The sequence below is a fragment of the Isoptericola sp. GX10416 genome, from assembly GCF_056590155.1.
The window spans coordinates 243,815-261,348 of record NZ_JBWPVO010000002.1 but is presented as its reverse complement, the minus strand read 5'-3'; the positions used below and the strand labels follow the sequence as shown (position 1 = coordinate 261,348).

Below are 17,534 nucleotides of genomic sequence, written 5' to 3'. Positions count from 1 at the left end.
GAAACCGATGACCGACCGCTACACCCAGGCCGTCAACTCCGGGTTCACCAAGACGCTCGCCAAGAAGCTCGGCCTCCCCCGCCCCGCGATCCTGCGCCGCTACCGCGCCGGCGACCCGCTCGCCGTCGGCCCCGTGCTCGTGGTGTCCGACGGCGCCTCCCAGAAGGACGCCGACGTGCTCGCCCAGGCACTCCTCGCATGGGACGTCGACGTGCGCCGCCAGCCCACGGACGACGTCCGCTGGGGAGCCGTGCTGCTCGTCGTGACAGAGGCCGAGACGCCCCCCGACCTCGCCGAGCCGATCCTCGCCGTCGGCTCCGTGCTGCGCCGGCTGGCCCCCAACGGCCGCGTCGTCACCGTCTCGCGAGCGCCGGCCGAGGGCGACTCCCCCGCGCTGTCCGCCACCCGCAACGGCGTCGACGGGTTCCTGCGCTCGCTCGCCAAGGAGCTGCGCGCCGGCGCCACCGGCAACGGCGTGGTGCTCACCGACGGCGCGGCCGTCGGCGCCGGGTCGACCCTCGCCACCGTGCGCTTCTTCCTGTCGGCGAAGAGCGCGTACGTCGACGGCCAGCTCCTGCGCGTCGGCCCGGCCGAACCGACCGGAGCGGACCTGACGACGGACCGCCCGCTGGCGGGCAAGGTCGCCGTGGTCACCGGTGCCGCCCGCGGCATCGGCGCCTCGATCGCGCAGACCCTGGCCCGCGACGGCGCGACGGTGGTCTGCGTGGACGTCCCCGCCGCCGGCGAAGGGCTCAGCCGCACGGCCAACGACGTCGGCGGCACCGCGCTGCAGCTCGACGTCACCGCGGACGACGCGGGGACGCGCATCCTCGCCCACGCCCGCGAGCGCCACGGCGCCCTGGACATCGTGGTGCACAACGCGGGGATCCTGCGCGACAAGCTGCTGGCCAACATGAAGCCGGCCCAGTGGGAGGCGGTCGTCGCGGTGAACCTCGCCGCGCAGCTGCGGATCAACGAGACGCTGCTCGCCGCCGGGCTCGACGGGCTGCACATCGTCTCGCTCGCCTCCACGTCGGGCATCGCCGGCAACAAGGGGCAGTCGAACTACGCCTTCTCCAAGGCCGGCGTCATCGGGCACACCCGCGCGACGGCTCCCCTCCTGGCTGCGCAGGGCGGAACCGCCAACGCCGTCGCCCCCGGTTTCATCGAGACCGACATGACGTCCTCGATCCCCTTCGCCACCCGGGAGGTGGCCCGCCGCCTGCCGACCCTCGCGCAGGGCGGCCGGCCGGTCGACGTCGCCGAGGCGATCTCGTTCCTCGCCTCCCCGGCGGCCGCCGGCGTCAACGGCCAGGTCCTGCGGGTGTGCGGCCAGCACATGGTGGGCCAGTGACGGCCGAACCGCTGCGGACCAGCGACGGAACCGCGCTCCGCGTCGAGACCCAGCCGAGCCTCCCGGGGCTCGGCGGGCTCTACGCGCGAGGAGCCGCGGCGTCGGGCCGGATCGCCGCCGGCCGTGCCCTGCCCGCGCTGCCGGTCATCGGGGCCGGTCGCTCGGCGTCGGACACGGAGCACGACGGAGGCCCGCTCACGCTTCCCGACGTCGCGTACCGCGTCGCGGGAGTGACGACCACCGGCCTCGCCCGGCACCTGCACGAGTACCAGCGTCTGCTGCACGAGCCCGTCGCCGACGTGCTGCCCGCCGGCTACCTGCACGTGCTGGCGTTCCCCCTGGCCACCGCGGTCATGGTGCGCGGCGACTTCCCGCTGCCCCTGCTGGGCATGGTGCACCTGCGCAACGCGGTGGAGCTGCGCGGCCCGGTCCGGGTGGGGGACGTCCTCGAGGTGCGGGCCTGGGCGGAGAACCTGCGTCCGCACCGGCGCGGGGTGCAGGTGGACCTCGTCGCGGAGATCCGGCGGGACGGCGCCGGCCCGGAGGAGCAGGCCGTCTGGCGCGGGGTGTCGACGTACCTCGCCAAGGGTTTCTCGCTGCCGGACGCCCCGGCGGTCGACGACGAGTCCCGCCCGGAGTGGCACCTGCCGCTGCCGACCGGCCGCTGGGCGCTCGGCCCCGGTACGGGCCGCGCCTACGGTGCCGTCTCCGGCGACCGCAACCCGATCCACCTGTCGGCGCTCTCTGCGAAGGCGTTCGGCTTCCCGCGGGCGATCGCGCACGGCATGTACACCGCCGCGCGCGCCCTGGCCGACGTCGGGCACCAGCGCGGGGACGCCTACCGCTGGACGGTGGAGTTCGGCAAGCCGGTGCTGCTGCCCGGGACGGTGGATCTCGCCGTGACCCAGGAGGAGGACGGCTTCGCGTACGTCGGCTGGAACGGCCGGCGTCGCCAGAAGCACTTCTCGGGGACGGTCACGCCGCTCTGACGGGATGTTCGCGGCCGACGACGTAGCCTCGAGTCATGGACGCCCTGCACGAGCAGACCGCCGTCGAGCTGCGCGACCGCCTCCGATCCGGCGAGCTCGCACCGACCGAGGTGACCGAGCACTTCCTGGCCCGCATCGCGGCGCGCAACGACGCGCTCGGCGCGTTCTCCCGGGTGACCGCCGACCTGGCGCGGGAGCGCGTCGCGACGCTCGGGCCGCCGTCGGGCACGCTGTGGGGCATGCCGACGGGCGACAAGGACCTGTTCGCCCGCGCCGGGGTGCCGACGGGGTTCGGTTCCCGGGCGCTCGCCGGGTTCGTGCCGCAGGTCTCGGACGGGGTCGTGCTCGATCTCGACGCGGCGGGTGCCGTGAGCCTCGGGCGCACCACCGCTCCTGAGCTCGGCTTCCCCGCCTACACCGAACCGCTCGCCGGGCCGGTCGCGCGCAACCCGTGGGACCTCCAGCGGGGTGCGGGCGGCTCCAGCGGCGGCGCGGCGGTCGCCGTCGCGGCCGGGCTGCTCCCCTTCGCCCCGGGGTCCGACGGCGGAGGTTCCGTCCGCATCCCGGCCGCGGCCTGCGGGGTGGTCGGGCTGAAGCCCTCGCGCGGCCTGCTGCCCTCCGGCTCGGGGATCGAGTCGCCGGGCGGGCTCGTCGTCAACGGGCCGCTCGCCCGGACCACCGCGGACACCGCTCTGCTCCTGGAGGGGATGCTCGCGCGGCGCGCCGACGGCCGGGTGGCGCACCCGTACACGCTGCGCACGGAGGCGGCGGGCGCGGGGGCGTACCTCGCGGCGGCACAGCGCGGCGAGGTGGTCGGCCCGGACGGTACCGCGCGGGCCGTGGGGGCCGAGCACGGCGGCCGGTTCCGGCTGGGGGTGAGCACCTGGTCCGCGTGGGACGACTACTACGACGTCACCGTGGCCCCGGAGGCGACGGCGGCGCTCGACGCGGGCGTGGCGGCCCTGAGCGGGCTCGGCCACGGCGTCGAGGAGCACCGGTGGGACCCGACGCCCGAGTACGGCGACGCGTTCCGCAGCCTGTGGATGGGCGGCGCCTCGGCGGTGCCGATCGACGACCAGGCCGCGCTGGACCAGCTCGAGCCGCTGACCCGCTGGCTGATCGGGCGTGGCCGCGAGGTGCCCGCCCGCGAGCTGGTCGAGGCGCTGCGGGTGCTCACCGCGTTCGAGCGCCGGCTCATCGCGGGCCTGGGTTCGTTGGATGCGGTGGTGACGCCCGCGCTGGCCATGACGCCGCGGCCCGTCGGGTGGTTCGACCCCGAGGACCCCGACCGGAACTTCGCCCAGCAGTGCCAGTACACGCCGTTCACGTCGTGGCTCAACGTCGCCGGGCTGCCGGCGATCACCGTGCCCACGCACTGGACCGACGACGGCCTGCCGATGGGCATCCAGATCATCGGGCGCCCCGGCGGCGAGCTGACGCTGCTGGCCCTGGCCGCCCAGCTCGAGGACGTGCTGCGCTGGCCGGAGCGGCGCCCGCCGGTCTGGTGAGCCGTACTACCTCGGCGTGGGCCGTCAGGCGTCTTCGGGGAGGCAGCCGAACGCCTCGTCCCGGCCGGGGCCGGCGGTGACGAGCAGCCCTTCCAGCCCTGATCCCTCGGGCACCGGACGCGGGTCGTCGACCACGATCCAGAGGCCGTCGACCACGTCGTAGTGCGCCTGCGGGCCGTCCGTCACCAGGGTGCCCACGGCTGCGACCAGCCGTTCGACCTCTTCGCCGGCGGTGCCGACACCCACGGACGACCGGACCGCCCCGGCGCCGTACCCGAGCCGGGAGAGCAGCGGATGCGCGCAGAACCGGCCGTCGCGCACCCCGATGCCGTGCTCGGCCGACAGGTAGGCCGCGACCTGTCCGGGCTCGTACCCGTCCACGGTGAACGTCACGACCCCGACGGCGTCGGCCGCGTCGGGCCAGAGCCGCACCACCTCGACGCCCTCGATCGCCTCGAGGCCCGTGACGAGCCGCTGGCGCAGGGTGTCCTCGTGCTCGCGCAGCGTCTGGCCGTCGATCTCGCCGAGCGCCTCGCAGGCGGCGGCGAGCGCCACCGCCCCGAGCACGTTGGGCGACCCGGCCTCGTGCCGCGCCGGGCCGTCGTGCCACTCCGTGCCGTCGACGCGCACGCTGCGCACGGCGCCACCGCCCGCGAGGTACGGCGTGCCGGTGTCGAGCCAGTCGCGACGGCCCACGAGCACGCCCGCGCCGAACGGGGCGTACGTCTTGTGCCCGGAGAACGCGAGGTAGTCGACGCCGGTCTCGGCCAGCGAGAAGCGGCGGTGCGGCACGAGCTGCGCCCCGTCGAGCAGCACGCGGGCGCCGACGGCGTGCGCGGACTCGACCAGCTCCGCGACCGGCAGCACCTCGCCCGTGACGTTCGAGGCGCCGGTCAGGGCCAGGAGCGCGTACCCCTGCCCGACGGCGGCAGCCGCCGCGAGCTCCTCGCGCAGCGCCGTGACGGTGGCGGCGGCCGTCTCGCAGCCGGTCAGCACCGTGGCGCGGGCGGACCGCTGCCAGGGCAGGAAGTTCGCGTGGTGCTCCACGTCGAGGACGAGCACCCGGCCCGGCTCGCCGTCGTCGGCCGCCGGGACGCAGCCCGCGAGCAGGTTGAGCGCGTCGGTGGTGTTGCGCACGATCAGTGTGGCGTCGTCGTCCCGGGCCCCGACGAACTCGCCGATGGTGCGCCGAGCGGTCTCGTACAGGGAGGTGGCCACCTGCGAGAGATAGCCGGCACCGCGGTGCACGGAGGCGTACAGCGGGAGCGTGCGCGTGATGCGGTCGGCGACGGCCTGCAGCGCGGGGGCGGAGGCCGCGACGTCGAGGTTCGCGTAGGGGACGCGGCGTCCGTCGACGAGCGGGGCGGGCGTGTCGTGGCCGACCACCGGCAGGACGGGGCGCAGGTGGCCCACCTCGGCGTCGGGACAGGCGAGGGTCTCGGTGAGAGCGGTCATGCGGTCCTCCTCAGGTTCCGGGGAGCGACCTCCCCGCGCTTGCCCGACGCCGGACGGCGCGGAGCCAGGTCGTCACCCGGGGCACCCCGCCGCGAGGGGAGGGTTGCCGGCCAGCGAGCCGGGGCTTCGCGCTGGCGCTCATGACCTGTCGCCATGGTCACCAATCGCGAGCGGCGATGTCAACAGATGGGCGCGTTGTCTCAGGATGCGGGCACCTGAGGGTCGCGTGCCGGAGAGGAGGAGACGATCTGGCATGAAGAAGTACATCCTCTTCGACCATGACGGCGTGCTCGTGGACACCGAGCACTGGTACTTCAAGGCCGGCGAACGCGCCTTCGCCGACGTCGACCTGACGTTGGACAAGCCGCAGTACCTGAGCGACATGAGCAACGGCCTGGGCACGTGGGTCCAGGCCAGGTCGGCGGGTGTCGACGAGCAGACGATCGATCGGCTCCGCGAGGCACGCGACGACTACTACCAGGAGTACCTGCGGACGCAGCAGATCGAGATCGACGGCGTCGTCGAGGTGCTGGCCGAGCTGTCACGGCACGCGCGTCTGGCCGTCGTGACGACCGCCAAGCGCGCGGACTTCGACCTCATCCACGAGAAGCGGCAGATCCGCGCCTTCATGGACTTCGTCCTCGTGCGTGAGGACTACGAGCGCGCCAAGCCGGACCCCGAGCCGTACCTCATGGGCTTGGAGCGCTTCGGCGCCACCAGGGCCGAGACCTTGGTCGTGGAGGACTCGGCCCGTGGGCTGCGGTCAGCAGTGGCGGCCGGCATCGACTGCGCCGTCGTCCACCACGAGTTCACTCGGTCCGGCGACTTCTCGGGTGCGACCTTTCGAATCGAAGCGCTGGGCGAGCTGACCGACATCGTCCGGGGCGATGGGCTCCCCTCGGAGAGCTCACGGACCAAGCAGTGACAGCGGAACGACGGCGATCCCGTCCTCGGGGCGCCGGTAGGCGATGGGCCCTGTGGTGACGACGACGGCGTCGAGCAGGTCGTCCCCCAGCTTCTCCTTGAGCCACCGCAGGTGCTTGACATCATGATCTGTCGGGTGCGGCGCGACCTTGACCTCGATGGCCACCACCTTGCCGTCGTCCCGCTCGACGATCAGGTCGACCTCGTGGTCACCCTGCTTGGTCCGCAGGTGCGAGACCTTGGCCTCGTGCGTCTCGGCATGGACGAGGACCGACAGTGCGACCAGGTGCTCGAACATGGCGCCGAGCAGGAGTCCGTCGCGGATGGTCACCTTTCCCGGGTGAGGACGCTCGAGAAGACCACGCGCACCGACACCGAGCAGCCTCATGGCCAAGGCAGGGTCTGCCAGGAAATGCTTGGGCGACTGCGCGAGCGACGCCAGGCGCCGCCGGGGCCCGAGCCACGCCGGCACCTGGTCGATCAGCCAGAGCCGGGCGAGCGTGTCCCGGTAGGCAATGGTCGCCGAACGCGACGGCTTGTCGACCTGCCCCGACGTCGATGCGTTGAGGATGGACTCGTAGGACGCCGTCGAGCTCGTGGCCGCGGCGAAGGCCGTCAGCCAGGCACGGAGCGTCTCCGGCCTGCGCACCACGTGCCCGACCTCACTGAACTCGTGATCCACGATGCGCGCGACATACCCGTTCAACGCCCGCACCCGCATCCGCTCAGGAAGGGTCCGCATTCCGGGGAACCCTGACGCAGCGATCTCCTCGGCGTAGTCGCGCAGCACCAGCTCGGATCGTCCACTGACGGGCGCCGGGTGATCGCCGAGCAGTTCACCGAACGACACCGTGGGTTCGACCAGGCCTCGCTCGTCCATCGACATGGGGCGCATGCGGAGTCGCACGATGCGCCCCGCGCCCGAGTGCGTCCGCTCGGTCGGTGTTGCTGACCCGGTCAGCAGGTAGCTTCCTGGCGGCGCCCCGCGGTCCACCGCGCGGCGCACCCTGTCCCACGTAGCGGGCACCTGCTGCCATTCGTCGACGAGCACGGGCCGCGGCTCCTCGGTGAGCCACGAGGTGTCGATCTCGGCGAGCCGCGCCTCATCCGGGTCGTCGAGCGAGAGCACGGTTCGGGCCAGACGACGTGCCGTCGCCGTCTTCCCGACGCCCTTCGGCCCTTCGAGCGCGACGGCAGGCAGACCCGACATGACGTCGTCCAACAGGCCATCAACTGCTCGCGGGGTGTAGTCCATGGAGTCGACATTACCCCAGGCCATGCACTCAAGACTACAGATCGACGCACTTAAACACTACAGATTTACGGTCCTGTACACGACAGATCGACGTACCGCGGACCGGCCGGACTGAGACACGGCGTCCGGCCTGCGAGACGCCCGTCCCGCAGGCCGGACGCCGTGTCGTACGATCGCGGTGACCATCCCGAGCGGCCGAGTGACGTGGCACGTCGACGCCGCAGCAACCCGCGGGACCTCGCCGCCGTCGTCGGCCGACGCGACAGCGAGGGACCGGGCGTGGGTGCTACCGCCACGACCGATGGGAGGAGTGCCATGACCGCACCGCTCGAACCGATCGAACCTCGCCCCGCCGAGGGCTACGCCGGGGACATCACGCCGCAGCAGGCGTGGGACCTGCTCGCCGCCGATCCCGACGCCGTCCTCGTCGACGTCCGCACCGACGGCGAGTGGCGCACCGTCGGCGTCCCCGACGTCGGCGAGCTGGGCAAGGAACCCGTCCTCAGCCAGTGGGTGACGGCCGACGGCCGACCCAACCCCGGCTTCCTCACCGAGCTCGAGACCGCCGGCGTGGGCCCCGGCCGCCCCGTGGTGTTCCTGTGCCGGTCGGGCCAGCGCTCCATCGGCGCCGCCCGGCTCGCCACGTCCGCCGGGATCAGCCCCTCCTACAACGTCCTGGAGGGCTTCGAGGGCGCACCCGGGTTCGGCGGGGTCCGCGACCAGACCGGCTGGAAGGTCCGCGGGCTCCCCCACCAGGAGCACACCCCGTGAACCGCGCCGACATCCCGACCGGCCCCGGCGCCAACCCCACGCTGCTCGGCGGTGCCGGTCACCGGCCGCTGCCCGCGTCGGCCCGCCCCGCCACGCTGGCCGTGCGCGGTGGCCACCGTCGCTCGGACTTCTCCGAGACGTCCGAGGCGATGTTCCTCACGCAGGGGTACACGTACGACACCGCCGCCGACGCCGAGGCAGCGTTCACCGGAGACCACTCCCGGTTCGTGTACTCCCGCTACGGCAACCCGACCGTGCGCACGTTCGAGGAGCGGCTGCGACTGATCGAGGGCGCCGAGGCGTGCTACGCCACGACGACCGGCATGTCTGCCGTGTTCACCACGCTCGCGGCGCTGGTGTCCAGCGGCTCGCGCATCGTCTCCGCCCGCGCGCTCTTCGGCTCCACCAACGTCATCTACGACGAGATCCTCGCCAAGTGGGGCGTGCACGTGGACCTCGTCGACGGGCACGTCGACTCGCAGTGGGAGGAGGCGCTCGCCACGCCGGCCGACGTCGTCTTCTTCGAGACGCCGTCGAACCCCATGCAGGACCTGGTGGACGTGCGGCGCGTGTGCGAGCTCGCCCACGCGGCGGGCGCCGTCGTCGTCGTCGACAACGTGTTCGCCACCCCCGTGCTGCAGAAGCCGCTCGAGCTCGGGGCGGACATCGTCGTCTACTCGGCGACGAAGCACATCGACGGACAGGGCCGCGTGCTCGGCGGGGCGATCCTCGGACCGGAGGAGTTCCTGTCCGGGCCGGTCGAGACGTTCCTGCGGCACACCGGGCCGTCGCTGAGCCCGTTCAACGCCTGGGTGCTGCTCAAGGGCCTGGAGACGCTGGACGTGCGCGTCCGCGCCCAGAACGCGGCCGCGCTCCAGGTCGCCGAGCACCTCGAGGCGGCCGACGGCGTCACGCGGGTGCGCTATCCGTTCCTGGCCTCGCACCCCCAGCACGAGCTGGCCGTCGCGCAGCAGACGGGCGGCGGCACCGTGGTGACGTTCGATCTCGACGTGCCCACCGGGAGCGCGCCCGAGGAGGCCAAGAAGCGCGCCTTCGCGTTCCTCGACGCGCTGCAGATCGTGGACATCTCGAACAACCTCGGCGACGCGAAGTCCCTGATCACCCACCCGGCGACCACCACCCACCGGCGCCTCGGGGCCGCGGGGCGTGCCGCCGTCGGGATCCACGAGACCACCGTGCGCCTGTCGGTCGGCCTGGAGGACCCGCTGGACGTCATCGAGGACGTCGAGCAGGCGCTGCGGGCCTGACCCGCGAGCCGTGCACGAGCCGGGCACGTCCCGTCCCCGCCGGCTCACCACCGGAACGCGTCGGCAGCACGCTGCAGGGCGACAGCCAGTGCCCCGGCCACCAGCTCCGCGTCGTTCTGCGGACCCTCCTGACGCGCTTGTCCGGTGAACGACCGTGCCACCTCGTCGAACCGGTCGGCCAGCTCCTGACGGTCCGGGTCCCACGCGTGCGCACGCAGCAGCTTGACGAGCGCCCGCAGCACGTCGGCGAACGACCGGCGCAGCGGATCGCCCAGATCGACCGGGTCCCCGGTGTCCATGAGCAGACTGATGGCCTGGTCCAACGACGCGGCCACCGTCTCGAGCTCCTTGACGCGGACCTGCTGCCTCCGGGTCCACTCCCGGTGCCGACGCACCCGAGGGTTCGCCCGCTCCGCCTCGCGCGTACGACGCGCCGACCGCCGGCCCTGCTCGAGCACCTGGTCCATCGTCTGACGACGGCGGTTCCACTCGTCGACGGACAGCGTCTCTGCCTCCCCGACCTCGTCCGCCAGATCCTCCGCCTGGTCCGCCAGGACGTTGCTGAGCCGGTCGAGCGCGTCCTCGGTGGGCGTGAGCGGCAACGGCGGCAGCGCCAGGTTGACGCCGATCCCGATCGCGGCACCGGCGGCGACGAGGCCGGAGAACGATCCCACGTACTCCAGGGCGTCAGCGTTGCCGAGGATGAGCACGAAGATGGCCGACGTCGCGACCCAGTTGCCCATCTCGCCGAAGTACCGCCAGCCCGAGATGAGCAGCGCGGCACCCACCACCACGGCCACCGCCGGCGCACCCGGCGCCAGGAACGCGTCGGCAGCACGCGCGATGCCCGCCCCGACCAGGACCGCCAAGGTGACCTGGGCGGAGTCGCGCACGGAACGCACCAGCGTGCTGGTGGTCGCGATGACCGCCCCGAGCGGCGCGTAGTACGGGTACTCCGACAGCGGCGCCGGGGCGATGAGCCCGACGTACCAGGCGATCCCCGCGGCGATCGCCCCGCGGGTCGCCAACGACCACCGCGGGTGGCGCAGCCATGCGCGGTGCGCGGCGTTGAGCGCCCCGGTGATCCTGCGGGCAACCATGTTCCTCCTTCTCGCCGTTCCGGTCCCCGCTGATCGTGGGCACGACCGACGGTCGCCGCATCCGGGGGCGTCCTCGGGGTCTCCTGCACGGCGGGCGGATGATTCCGTGGCCCGTGACGGTTGCTCCAGACGATGAGCACCTCACCCTCCCTCTCCGTCCTGGACCTGGTCCCCGTGCGCACCGGGCAGACGAGCGCCCAGGCGCTGGCCTCCTCGCTCGAGCTCGTCGCGCGCGCCGACGAGCTCGGGTACGAGCGCTACTGGTTCGCCGAGCACCACAACATGGCCGCCGTCGCGGCCTCGACGCCACCCGTCATGATCGCGGCCGCGGCCGCCCGCACGTCGCGGATCCGCGTCGGCTCGGGCGGTGTCATGCTCCCCAACCACGCTCCGCTGGTGGTCGCCGAGCAGTTCGCCGCACTGGAAGCCCTCGCCCCGGGCCGGATCGACCTCGGCATCGGCCGCGCGCCCGGCTCCGACCCCGTGGTGACGGCGCTGCTGCGCGCGTCCGGACCGACGTCGGACGTCGAGCGGTTCCCCGAGCACGTGCAGAACATCCTCGCGCTCATGGAGCCCGACGGCGCCCGGCTGCGGCTGACCGACGGCAAGATCTACGACGTGCGCGCCACCCCCGCGGCCACCGGCTCCCCGACCGTGTGGCTGCTCGGCTCGAGCGACTTCTCGGCACGCCTCGCCGCGGAGCTCGGCCTGCCCTACGTGTTCGCCAACCACTTCTCCGGTGCCGGCATCGACCAGGTGCTCGCGCTGTACCGCGACGGCTACCGGCCGAGCGACGCGCACCCGGAGCCGCGGACGTTCCTGACCGTCAACGCCGTCGTAGCTCCCACGCGGGAGGAGGCGGAGGAACGCGCGCTCCCCCAGCTGCGGGCGATGGCCCGGTTGCGGACCGGCAGGCCGATGGGACGTGCCGAGACCGTCGAGGAGGCGCTCGCGACCCCGCTGGACGGGCTCGGCCAGCAGATGGTCGACGACATGCGGTCCCGCTGGGTGGTCGGCGAGCCGGAGGTCGCCCGTCAGGAGGTCGCGGACCTCGCCGCGCGGCACGGCGCCGGCGAGGTCATGGTGGTCCCCGTGGCCGGAACGTACGCCAGCGAGCCGCTGGAAGCCACCCCCGGCCGCGTGCAGACCCTGGAGCTGCTCGCGGGCTGAGCGCGGACCCGTGCCACGATGGGCAGCGTGACACGTTCGGTGACGGTGCGGCGCGCGGACAACCCCGGCCCGATGACCCTGGACGGCACCCGTTCGGTGCTGCTGCGAGCGCCGGGCTCGCCGTCGTGCGTGGTGGTGGACCCCGGGCCCGACGACGGCACCCACCTGCGCGCGCTAGCCGCGGCCGGCCCGGTGTCCCTGGTGCTGATCACGCACCGGCACCCCGACCACACGGCCGGGTCGCCGCGCCTGCGCGAGCTGACCGGCGCGCCGGTGCGGGCGGCGGACCCGGAGCACAGCCACGGCGGGGCGCCGCTGCGCGACGGCGAGACGATCGAGGCCGCCGGCCTACGGGTCCAGGTGGTCGCCACCCCGGGACACACCCTGGACTCCGTCTCGTTCGTGGTCGAGAGCCCCGGCGAGGCGCCCGTGCTGCTCACCGGGGACACGGTGCTGGGCCGTGGCACCACCGTCATCGCGGAGCCGGACGGGTCCCTCGCCGACTACCTGGCCAGCCTCGACATCCTGGAACGCCTGGGTGACGGACGCCGTGCGGTCCCGGCGCACGGCCCCGAGATCGACGACCTCGGGGTCGCCGTGCGCGCCTACCGCGCACACCGCCTGGAACGACTGGCCCAGGTGCGCGCGGCGCTGGACATCCTCGGCCCCGCCCGAGACGCGACCGTCGACGACGTCGTCGCCCACGTGTACGCGGACGTCGACCCCGCCGTGCTGCCCGCCGCGCGCCAGTCCGTCGCGGCACAGCTCGACTACCTGCGCGAGCACGGCTGAGCGCGGTGGGCGGCGACCGGCATGATGGAGGCATGACGTCAGCCACGCCGCACCGTCCACCGACGCCCCGGCTCGGGGTCGCCTTCGTCCCGACCTACCCGCCCGAGAGCCTGCGCACGCTGGCCACCGCCGTCGAGGCCGCCGGTCTGGACGACCTGTGGGTCTGGGAGGACTGCTTCGAGCAGAGCGGTCTCGCCTCGGCGGCCGCCGCGCTGGCGTGGACCGACCGGGTCCGTGTCGGCCTCGGGCTCATGCCCGCGCCGCTGCGCAGCACCGCGATCACCGCGATGGAGATCGCGACGCTCGCGCGGATGTTCCCCGGCCGGTTCGTGCCGGCCGTCGGGCACGGGGTGCAGGGGTGGATGGCGCAGTCCGGCGTCAAGGTGGGCTCGCCGCTGACGCTGCTGCGCGAGACGACCCACGCGCTCCACCGGCTCCTGGCCGGCGAGGAGGTGACGACGTCGGGCCGCTACGTGAACCTGGAGGCCGTCCGCCTCGGCTGGCCGCCCGCCGACGGCGTGCCGATCTGGCTGGGCGGCGTCGGGCCGCGCTCCCTCGCGCTGGCCGGCGAGGTGGGCGACGGGCTGATCCTGGCCAACGCCCTCACACCCGACGACGTCCGCGCGGCGGTCGGTACGGCCCGGGACGCTGCTCGGGCGGCCGGGCGGGAGCTGACCGACGTGCACGCCACGCTCATCTGCGCGACCGGCCCGGGCGCCGAGGAGCGCCTGGCGCGGGAGCTGCCGCGGTGGGGCGCCGCGCCCGACCGGGGCATCGGTGCCGCCGGGGACGCCGCAGCCGTCGCCGCGGGCGTCCGGGCGCTCGCCGACGCGGGGGCCACCGCCGTCGCGATCCAGCCGACGGCGGACGAACCGGACCTGGCCGGCTTCGTCGAGCTGCTCGGACGCGAGGTGCGTCCGCTGCTCGGCGAGGAGTGATCAGAGGCGCTTGCCGTAGCAGCGCTGGTCCGCCTCGCCCGCGTACCGTCCGTAGGCCTCGATCTGCTCGTAGCCCAGCGCGGGGTACAGGGCCATCGCCTCCGGCTGCGCCGTCCCGGTCTCCAGGACGAGCTGCCGAAAGCCTGCCTGCCGGGCGACCCGCTCGAGCTCACCCATCAGTCGACGGGCGACGCCGCGGCCCCGGTAGCCGTCGAGCACGTAGACCCGCTTGACCTCTCCGGTGGCGGCGGGGTGCGTGGCGCCCCGGCCGCGCCGGTCGTCGGTGCCCGAGACGTCCCGGACGCTGCCGCAGCCCACCGCGACGCCGTCGACCCGCGCCAGCAGGGTCACGACGATGCTCGCCGGGTCGATGACCTCCTTCGCGTCCTCGTCCCCGCCATAGCGGCGCCCGAGGTCCGCGACGGCCTCGGCCCGCAGCGCGACGACGTCGGCGTCGTCCCACGGGACCTCGACCAGCTCGACGACGTCGGTACCCACCTCGGCAGTCATACGGAGCTCCTCGCGGTCATGCGTGGACGAGAGAGGCCAGCACGGAGGTGAAGAAGCCCAGGCCGTCGGTCCCGGCACGCCGGCCGTCGGCGCTGTCCGGGCCGAAGCCGGCCTCGACGGCGTGCTCGGGGTGCGGCATCAGACCGACCACGTTGCCCGCCGCGTTGCTGATCCCCGCGATGTCGCGGCGCGACCCGTTCGGGTTGGTCCCCACGTAACGGAACGCGACCCGGCCCTCCCCCTCGAGCTCGTCGAGGGTGCGCTCGTCGGCGACGAACTGGCCGTCCTGGTTCTTCAACGGGATCGTGATCTGCTGGCCCACGCTGTACCGGTTGGTCCACGCGGTCCCGGCGTTCTCGACCGAGAGGATCTGCTCGCGGCACACGAAGTGCAGATGGTCGTTCTTGACCATCGAGCCCGGCAGCAGGTGCGCCTCGGTGAGGACCTGGAAACCGTTGCAGATACCGAGCACGGGCATCCCGCCCCGCGCGGCGTCCACGACGGCGTCCATGGCGGGCGCGAACCGGGAGATCGCCCCCGCACGCAGGTAGTCGCCGTAGGAGAACCCGCCCGGCAGCACGACCGCGTCGACACCCTGCAGGTCGCCGTCGGCGTGGAACAGCGACACCGGTTCACCGCCCGCGAGGCGCACGGCGCGGGCCGCGTCCCGGTCGTCCAGCGTGCCGGGGAAGGTGATGACGCCGATGCGGGCGCTGCTCAACGTCGTCCCCGCGGTGTCGGCGCTCATCAGGCGGACACCTCGGTGGACTCCTCGGAGGCGTCGGCGACGCGCACGACGTCCTCGATGACCGGGTTGGACAGCAGCGTCCCGGCGGCCTGGCGGGCGGCCTCGAGCACCTCGGGCGTCACCTCGCCGTCGACCTCGAGCTCGAACCGCTTGCCCTGACGGACACCGGAGAACTGGGTGAAGCCAAGGCGCGGCAGCGCCCCGACCACGGCCTTGCCCTGGGGGTCCAGGATCTCGGGCTTGGGCATGACCTCGACGACGACGCGTCCCACTACGGGCTCCTCAGGGGCTCTGCACGGGCCGTCGCTCCGGGATCCCGGTCCACGCGAGCGGTACGACGCGAGACGGGCGGGAGCACGACGGCGGGATTCCGGCGCCAGTCTACCCGCCGTCGCGCATGGGCCCCGTCCCGTCCACGTCCCGACACCGCCAGGGTCGCTGCCGACCCGGCAGGCACGACGCCGGGGCGCTGAGCGGTCAGGCCAGCGCCGCGCCCGTGATCCGCTCGTACGCCTCGAGATAGCGGTCGCGGGTGCGGCGCACGACGTCGGCGGGCAGCGCGGGCGGCTCGGCACCGGACGCGCGGTCCCAGCCGGACGCGGCCGAGGTGAGCCAGTCCCGCACGAACTGCTTGTCGAAGCTCGGCTGTGCGCGGCCCGGCTCCCAGGAGTCGGCCGGCCAGAACCGCGAGCTGTCCGGGGTGAGCACCTCGTCGCCGAGGACGATCCGCCCCGCGTCCGTGCCGCCGTCGGGCACCACGCCGAACTCGAGCTTGGTGTCGGCGAGGACGACGCCGCGCTCCCGGGCGATCTGCTCGGCGCGGGAGTACACCGCGAGGGTGAGGTCGCGCAGGCGAGCGGCATCCTCGCCGCCGATCCGCCGCGCCACCTCGTCGAACGGCACGTTCTCGTCGTGCTCCCCCACCTCCGCCTTGGTGGCCGGCGTGAAGATCGGCTCCGGCAGCCGGGAGCCGTCCACGAGGCCGTCCGGCAGCGGGATGCCGGTCACCTCGCCGTTCGTCCGGTACTCCGCGAGCCCCGAGCCGGTGAGGTAGCCACGGGCCACGCACTCCACGGGGAACATGTCGAGACGGCGGCAGATCATCGCGCGGCCGACGACGACGTCCGGCACCAGCCCGTCGCCCGGCTCGGCGCTGGGCTCGGTGGTCACCACGTGGTTGTCCACCAGGTCGGCGAGCTGCTCGAACCACCACAGGCTGAGCTGGGTGAGCACCACACCCTTGTCGGGGATGCCCGGGGTCAGCACGTGGTCGTAGGCGGAGATCCGGTCCGACGCCACGACGAGGACCACGTCTCCCAGCGGGTGCGCCCCGCCGAGCCTCGGCAGGTCCGGCTCGTACAGGTCGCGGACCTTGCCGGAGTAGACGTGCCGCCAGCACGGCAGGTCCAGCGGGCCGCCGTCGAAGGCGTCGGGCGTGGGGCGCGCGTCGCTCACGGGACCTCCACCTCGCCGCGCTCGGCCGTCAGGGCGATGTCGGTGCGGTGGTGCGAGCCCGGCAGGTCGACCCGGGCGACTCCCGCGTACGACGCCGCCCGGGCCGCCGCGAGGTCGTCGCCCCGTCCCACCACGGACAGGACGCGACCGCCTGCGCTGACGAGCGCGCCGTCGGACACCGCGGTGCCGGCGTGCAGCACGTGCACGCCGTCCAGCGCGGCCGCAGCGTCGATCCCGCTGATCGGGTCGCCCTTGCGGGGTGACTCGGGGTAACCCTGCGAGGCCACGACCACGTTGACGACGGCGTCGTCCGTCCAGCTCAGTGGTTCGATCTCGGAGAGCCGCCCCTGGGCCGCGGCCAGCAGCACGCCCGACAGCGGCGTGCGCAGCCGCGCGAGCACGGCCTGGATCTCCGGGTCGCCGAAGCGCACGTTGAACTCGACCACCCGGGTGCCCCGCGAGGTCAGCGCGAGCCCCACGTACAGCACGCCCGTGAACGGGGTGCCGCGGCGGGCCATCTCGTCGACGGTGGGCTGGGCGATACGGTCGACCACCTCTCCCACCAGCCCTGACGGTGCCCAGTCGAGCGGGGTGTAGGCGCCCATGCCGCCCGTGTTGGGCCCGGCGTCGTCGTCCCCGACCCGCTTGAAGTCCTGGGCGGGCACCATCGGCACCACCGTGGCGCCGTCGCACACGCAGAACAGGGACACCTCGGGACCGTCCAGGTACTCCTCGATCACGACGGTGCCCGCGTCGCCATGCGCGGCCAGGGAGGCCCGTGCGTGCTCGACGGCGGCGTCCCGGTCGTCGGTCACCACGACGCCCTTGCCGGCCGCCAGGCCGTCGTCCTTGACGACGAACGGCGGTCCGAAGGCGTCAAGGGCCGCGGTGACCTCGTCGAGGGTGGTGCACACGTGGGCCATCGCCGTCGGCACGTTCGCGGTGGCCATGACCTCCTTGGCGAAGGCCTTCGAGCCCTCCAGGCGGGCGGCCTCCGCGGACGGCCCGAACACCGGGACGCCCGCGTCCCGCACGGCGTCGGCGACCCCGGCCACCAGCGGCGCCTCGGGGCCGACCACGACGAGGTCCACGCCCAGCGAGGTGGCGAGCGCGGCGACCGCGGCGCCGTCCGTCGCGTCGACGGGGTGCAGGGTCGCGTGCCCCCCGATGCCCGGGTTGCCGGGCGCGGCGTGCAGCTCGTTCGCGGTGTCGACCGCCGGCTCCGCGGCGAGGGAGTGGACGATGGCGTGCTCGCGAGCACCGTTCCCGACGACGAGGATCTTCACGGGCAGCCAGT

Annotated in this window: 17 protein-coding genes and 1 riboswitch; of the genes, 9 read left to right on the top strand and 8 right to left on the bottom strand. The window is 73.8% G+C overall.

Annotated features, from left to right (window positions below; genetic code table 11):
* Positions 1-7: 7 nt before the first annotated feature.
* The 3 genes from ACWAT2_RS05020 to ACWAT2_RS05010 are packed head-to-tail and all read left to right on the top strand — an operon-like array spanning position 8 to position 3,851.
* Entirely contained in the window at positions 8-1,354 is a 1,347-nt protein-coding gene (locus ACWAT2_RS05020) for a 3-oxoacyl-ACP reductase (protein ID WP_402373571.1), read from the top strand.
* The gene (locus ACWAT2_RS05015) at positions 1,351-2,343 is read left to right on the top strand and encodes a MaoC family dehydratase (protein ID WP_402373568.1); all 993 of its coding nucleotides are present in this window, start codon (positions 1,351-1,353) and stop codon (positions 2,341-2,343) included. The genes ACWAT2_RS05020 and ACWAT2_RS05015 overlap by 4 nt, the downstream gene beginning before the upstream one ends.
* 35 nt (positions 2,344-2,378) lie before the next feature.
* Positions 2,379-3,851 (top strand): amidase, encoded by a 1,473-nt coding sequence (locus tag ACWAT2_RS05010; protein ID WP_402373565.1) that lies wholly within the window; start codon positions 2,379-2,381, stop codon positions 3,849-3,851.
* Between the two features lie 24 nt (positions 3,852-3,875).
* Here ACWAT2_RS05010 and ACWAT2_RS05005 read toward each other — a convergent pair whose 3' ends face one another.
* The gene (locus tag ACWAT2_RS05005) at positions 3,876-5,306 is read right to left on the bottom strand and encodes an aminotransferase class V-fold PLP-dependent enzyme (protein ID WP_402373562.1); all 1,431 of its coding nucleotides are present in this window, start codon (positions 5,304-5,306) and stop codon (positions 3,876-3,878) included.
* Positions 5,307-5,336: 30 nt separating this feature from the next.
* Positions 5,337-5,452: riboswitch (SAM riboswitch) on the bottom strand.
* A 107-nt stretch (positions 5,453-5,559) separates the two neighbouring features.
* Between ACWAT2_RS05005 and ACWAT2_RS05000 the strand changes: the two genes are divergently transcribed.
* Positions 5,560-6,231 (top strand): HAD family hydrolase, encoded by a 672-nt coding sequence (locus ACWAT2_RS05000; protein WP_402373559.1) that lies wholly within the window; start codon positions 5,560-5,562, stop codon positions 6,229-6,231.
* Here the strand turns inward: ACWAT2_RS05000 and ACWAT2_RS04995 are convergent.
* Entirely contained in the window at positions 6,214-7,509 is a 1,296-nt protein-coding gene (locus ACWAT2_RS04995) for an ATP-binding protein (protein WP_402373556.1), read from the bottom strand. The two genes, ACWAT2_RS05000 and ACWAT2_RS04995, sit on opposite strands and share 18 nt — an antisense overlap.
* Before the next feature lie 291 nt (positions 7,510-7,800).
* On the opposite strand from ACWAT2_RS04995, the gene ACWAT2_RS04990 reads away from it, so the two are divergent.
* Positions 7,801-8,256 carry a rhodanese-like domain-containing protein gene (locus ACWAT2_RS04990; RefSeq protein WP_402373554.1) on the top strand — a complete coding sequence of 152 codons (456 nt, stop codon included), beginning with the start codon at positions 7,801-7,803 and terminating at the stop codon, positions 8,254-8,256.
* Entirely contained in the window at positions 8,253-9,524 is a 1,272-nt protein-coding gene (locus tag ACWAT2_RS04985; RefSeq protein WP_402373551.1) for an O-succinylhomoserine sulfhydrylase, read from the top strand. Before ACWAT2_RS04990 ends, ACWAT2_RS04985 begins: the two co-directional genes overlap by 4 nt.
* 44 nt (positions 9,525-9,568) lie before the next feature.
* Here the strand turns inward: ACWAT2_RS04985 and ACWAT2_RS04980 are convergent, their stop codons facing one another.
* Complete coding sequence (locus tag ACWAT2_RS04980; RefSeq protein ID WP_402373549.1) at positions 9,569-10,624, bottom strand: aromatic acid exporter family protein; 1,056 nt, start codon at positions 10,622-10,624, stop codon at positions 9,569-9,571.
* 132 nt (positions 10,625-10,756) lie between these two features.
* On the opposite strand from ACWAT2_RS04980, the gene ACWAT2_RS04975 reads away from it, so the two are divergent.
* From ACWAT2_RS04975 to ACWAT2_RS04965, 3 genes are read left to right on the top strand one after another with little or no spacing between them, the layout of a single operon-like run.
* Complete coding sequence (locus tag ACWAT2_RS04975) at positions 10,757-11,794, top strand: LLM class flavin-dependent oxidoreductase (RefSeq protein WP_402373546.1); 1,038 nt, start codon at positions 10,757-10,759, stop codon at positions 11,792-11,794.
* An 18-nt stretch (positions 11,795-11,812) separates the two neighbouring features.
* Entirely contained in the window at positions 11,813-12,586 is a 774-nt protein-coding gene (locus ACWAT2_RS04970) for an MBL fold metallo-hydrolase (protein WP_402373543.1), read from the top strand.
* Positions 12,587-12,618: 32 nt separating this feature from the next.
* The gene (locus tag ACWAT2_RS04965; RefSeq protein ID WP_402373540.1) at positions 12,619-13,524 is read left to right on the top strand and encodes an LLM class flavin-dependent oxidoreductase; all 906 of its coding nucleotides are present in this window, start codon (positions 12,619-12,621) and stop codon (positions 13,522-13,524) included.
* On the opposite strand, the gene ACWAT2_RS04960 is transcribed toward ACWAT2_RS04965, so the two are convergent.
* The 5 genes from ACWAT2_RS04960 to purD all read right to left on the bottom strand — a co-directional run bounded on the left by ACWAT2_RS04960 (position 13,525) and on the right by purD (position 17,523).
* The gene (locus tag ACWAT2_RS04960; RefSeq protein WP_402373537.1) at positions 13,525-14,034 is read right to left on the bottom strand and encodes a GNAT family N-acetyltransferase; all 510 of its coding nucleotides are present in this window, start codon (positions 14,032-14,034) and stop codon (positions 13,525-13,527) included.
* A gap of 16 nt (positions 14,035-14,050) precedes the next feature.
* Positions 14,051-14,782 carry a phosphoribosylformylglycinamidine synthase subunit PurQ gene (purQ, locus tag ACWAT2_RS04955; RefSeq protein ID WP_402373534.1) on the bottom strand — a complete coding sequence of 244 codons (732 nt, stop codon included), beginning with the start codon at positions 14,780-14,782 and terminating at the stop codon, positions 14,051-14,053.
* The gene (purS, locus tag ACWAT2_RS04950; RefSeq protein WP_402373532.1) at positions 14,782-15,054 is read right to left on the bottom strand and encodes a phosphoribosylformylglycinamidine synthase subunit PurS; all 273 of its coding nucleotides are present in this window, start codon (positions 15,052-15,054) and stop codon (positions 14,782-14,784) included. The genes purQ and purS overlap by 1 nt, the downstream gene beginning before the upstream one ends.
* 205 nt (positions 15,055-15,259) lie before the next feature.
* The gene (locus ACWAT2_RS04945) at positions 15,260-16,237 is read right to left on the bottom strand and encodes a phosphoribosylaminoimidazolesuccinocarboxamide synthase (RefSeq protein ID WP_402373530.1); all 978 of its coding nucleotides are present in this window, start codon (positions 16,235-16,237) and stop codon (positions 15,260-15,262) included.
* Positions 16,234-17,523 carry a phosphoribosylamine--glycine ligase gene (gene purD, locus ACWAT2_RS04940; protein WP_402373527.1) on the bottom strand — a complete coding sequence of 430 codons (1,290 nt, stop codon included), beginning with the start codon at positions 17,521-17,523 and terminating at the stop codon, positions 16,234-16,236. The genes ACWAT2_RS04945 and purD overlap by 4 nt, the downstream gene beginning before the upstream one ends.
* Between the last annotated feature and the right edge of the window lie 11 nt (positions 17,524-17,534).

What these genes read in the sequence shown, in the direction of transcription:
- ACWAT2_RS05020 (WP_402373571.1), top strand. Translation starts at nt 8, where the DNA reads ATGACCGACCGCTACACCCAGGCCGTCAACTCCGGGTTCACCAAGACG.
- ACWAT2_RS05010 (WP_402373565.1), top strand. Translation starts at nt 2,379, where the DNA reads ATGGACGCCCTGCACGAGCAGACCGCCGTCGAGCTGCGCGACCGCCTC.
- ACWAT2_RS05005 (WP_402373562.1), bottom strand. Translation starts at nt 5,306, where the DNA reads ATGACCGCTCTCACCGAGACCCTCGCCTGTCCCGACGCCGAGGTGGGC.
- ACWAT2_RS05000 (WP_402373559.1), top strand. Translation starts at nt 5,560, where the DNA reads ATGAAGAAGTACATCCTCTTCGACCATGACGGCGTGCTCGTGGACACC.
- ACWAT2_RS04995 (WP_402373556.1), bottom strand. Translation starts at nt 7,509, where the DNA reads ATGGCCTGGGGTAATGTCGACTCCATGGACTACACCCCGCGAGCAGTT.
- ACWAT2_RS04990 (WP_402373554.1), top strand. Translation starts at nt 7,801, where the DNA reads ATGACCGCACCGCTCGAACCGATCGAACCTCGCCCCGCCGAGGGCTAC.
- ACWAT2_RS04980 (WP_402373549.1), bottom strand. Translation starts at nt 10,624, where the DNA reads ATGGTTGCCCGCAGGATCACCGGGGCGCTCAACGCCGCGCACCGCGCA.
- ACWAT2_RS04975 (WP_402373546.1), top strand. Translation starts at nt 10,757, where the DNA reads ATGAGCACCTCACCCTCCCTCTCCGTCCTGGACCTGGTCCCCGTGCGC.
- ACWAT2_RS04970 (WP_402373543.1), top strand. Translation starts at nt 11,813, where the DNA reads ATGGGCAGCGTGACACGTTCGGTGACGGTGCGGCGCGCGGACAACCCC.
- ACWAT2_RS04965 (WP_402373540.1), top strand. Translation starts at nt 12,619, where the DNA reads ATGACGTCAGCCACGCCGCACCGTCCACCGACGCCCCGGCTCGGGGTC.
- ACWAT2_RS04960 (WP_402373537.1), bottom strand. Translation starts at nt 14,034, where the DNA reads ATGACTGCCGAGGTGGGTACCGACGTCGTCGAGCTGGTCGAGGTCCCG.
- purQ (WP_402373534.1), bottom strand. Translation starts at nt 14,782, where the DNA reads ATGAGCGCCGACACCGCGGGGACGACGTTGAGCAGCGCCCGCATCGGC.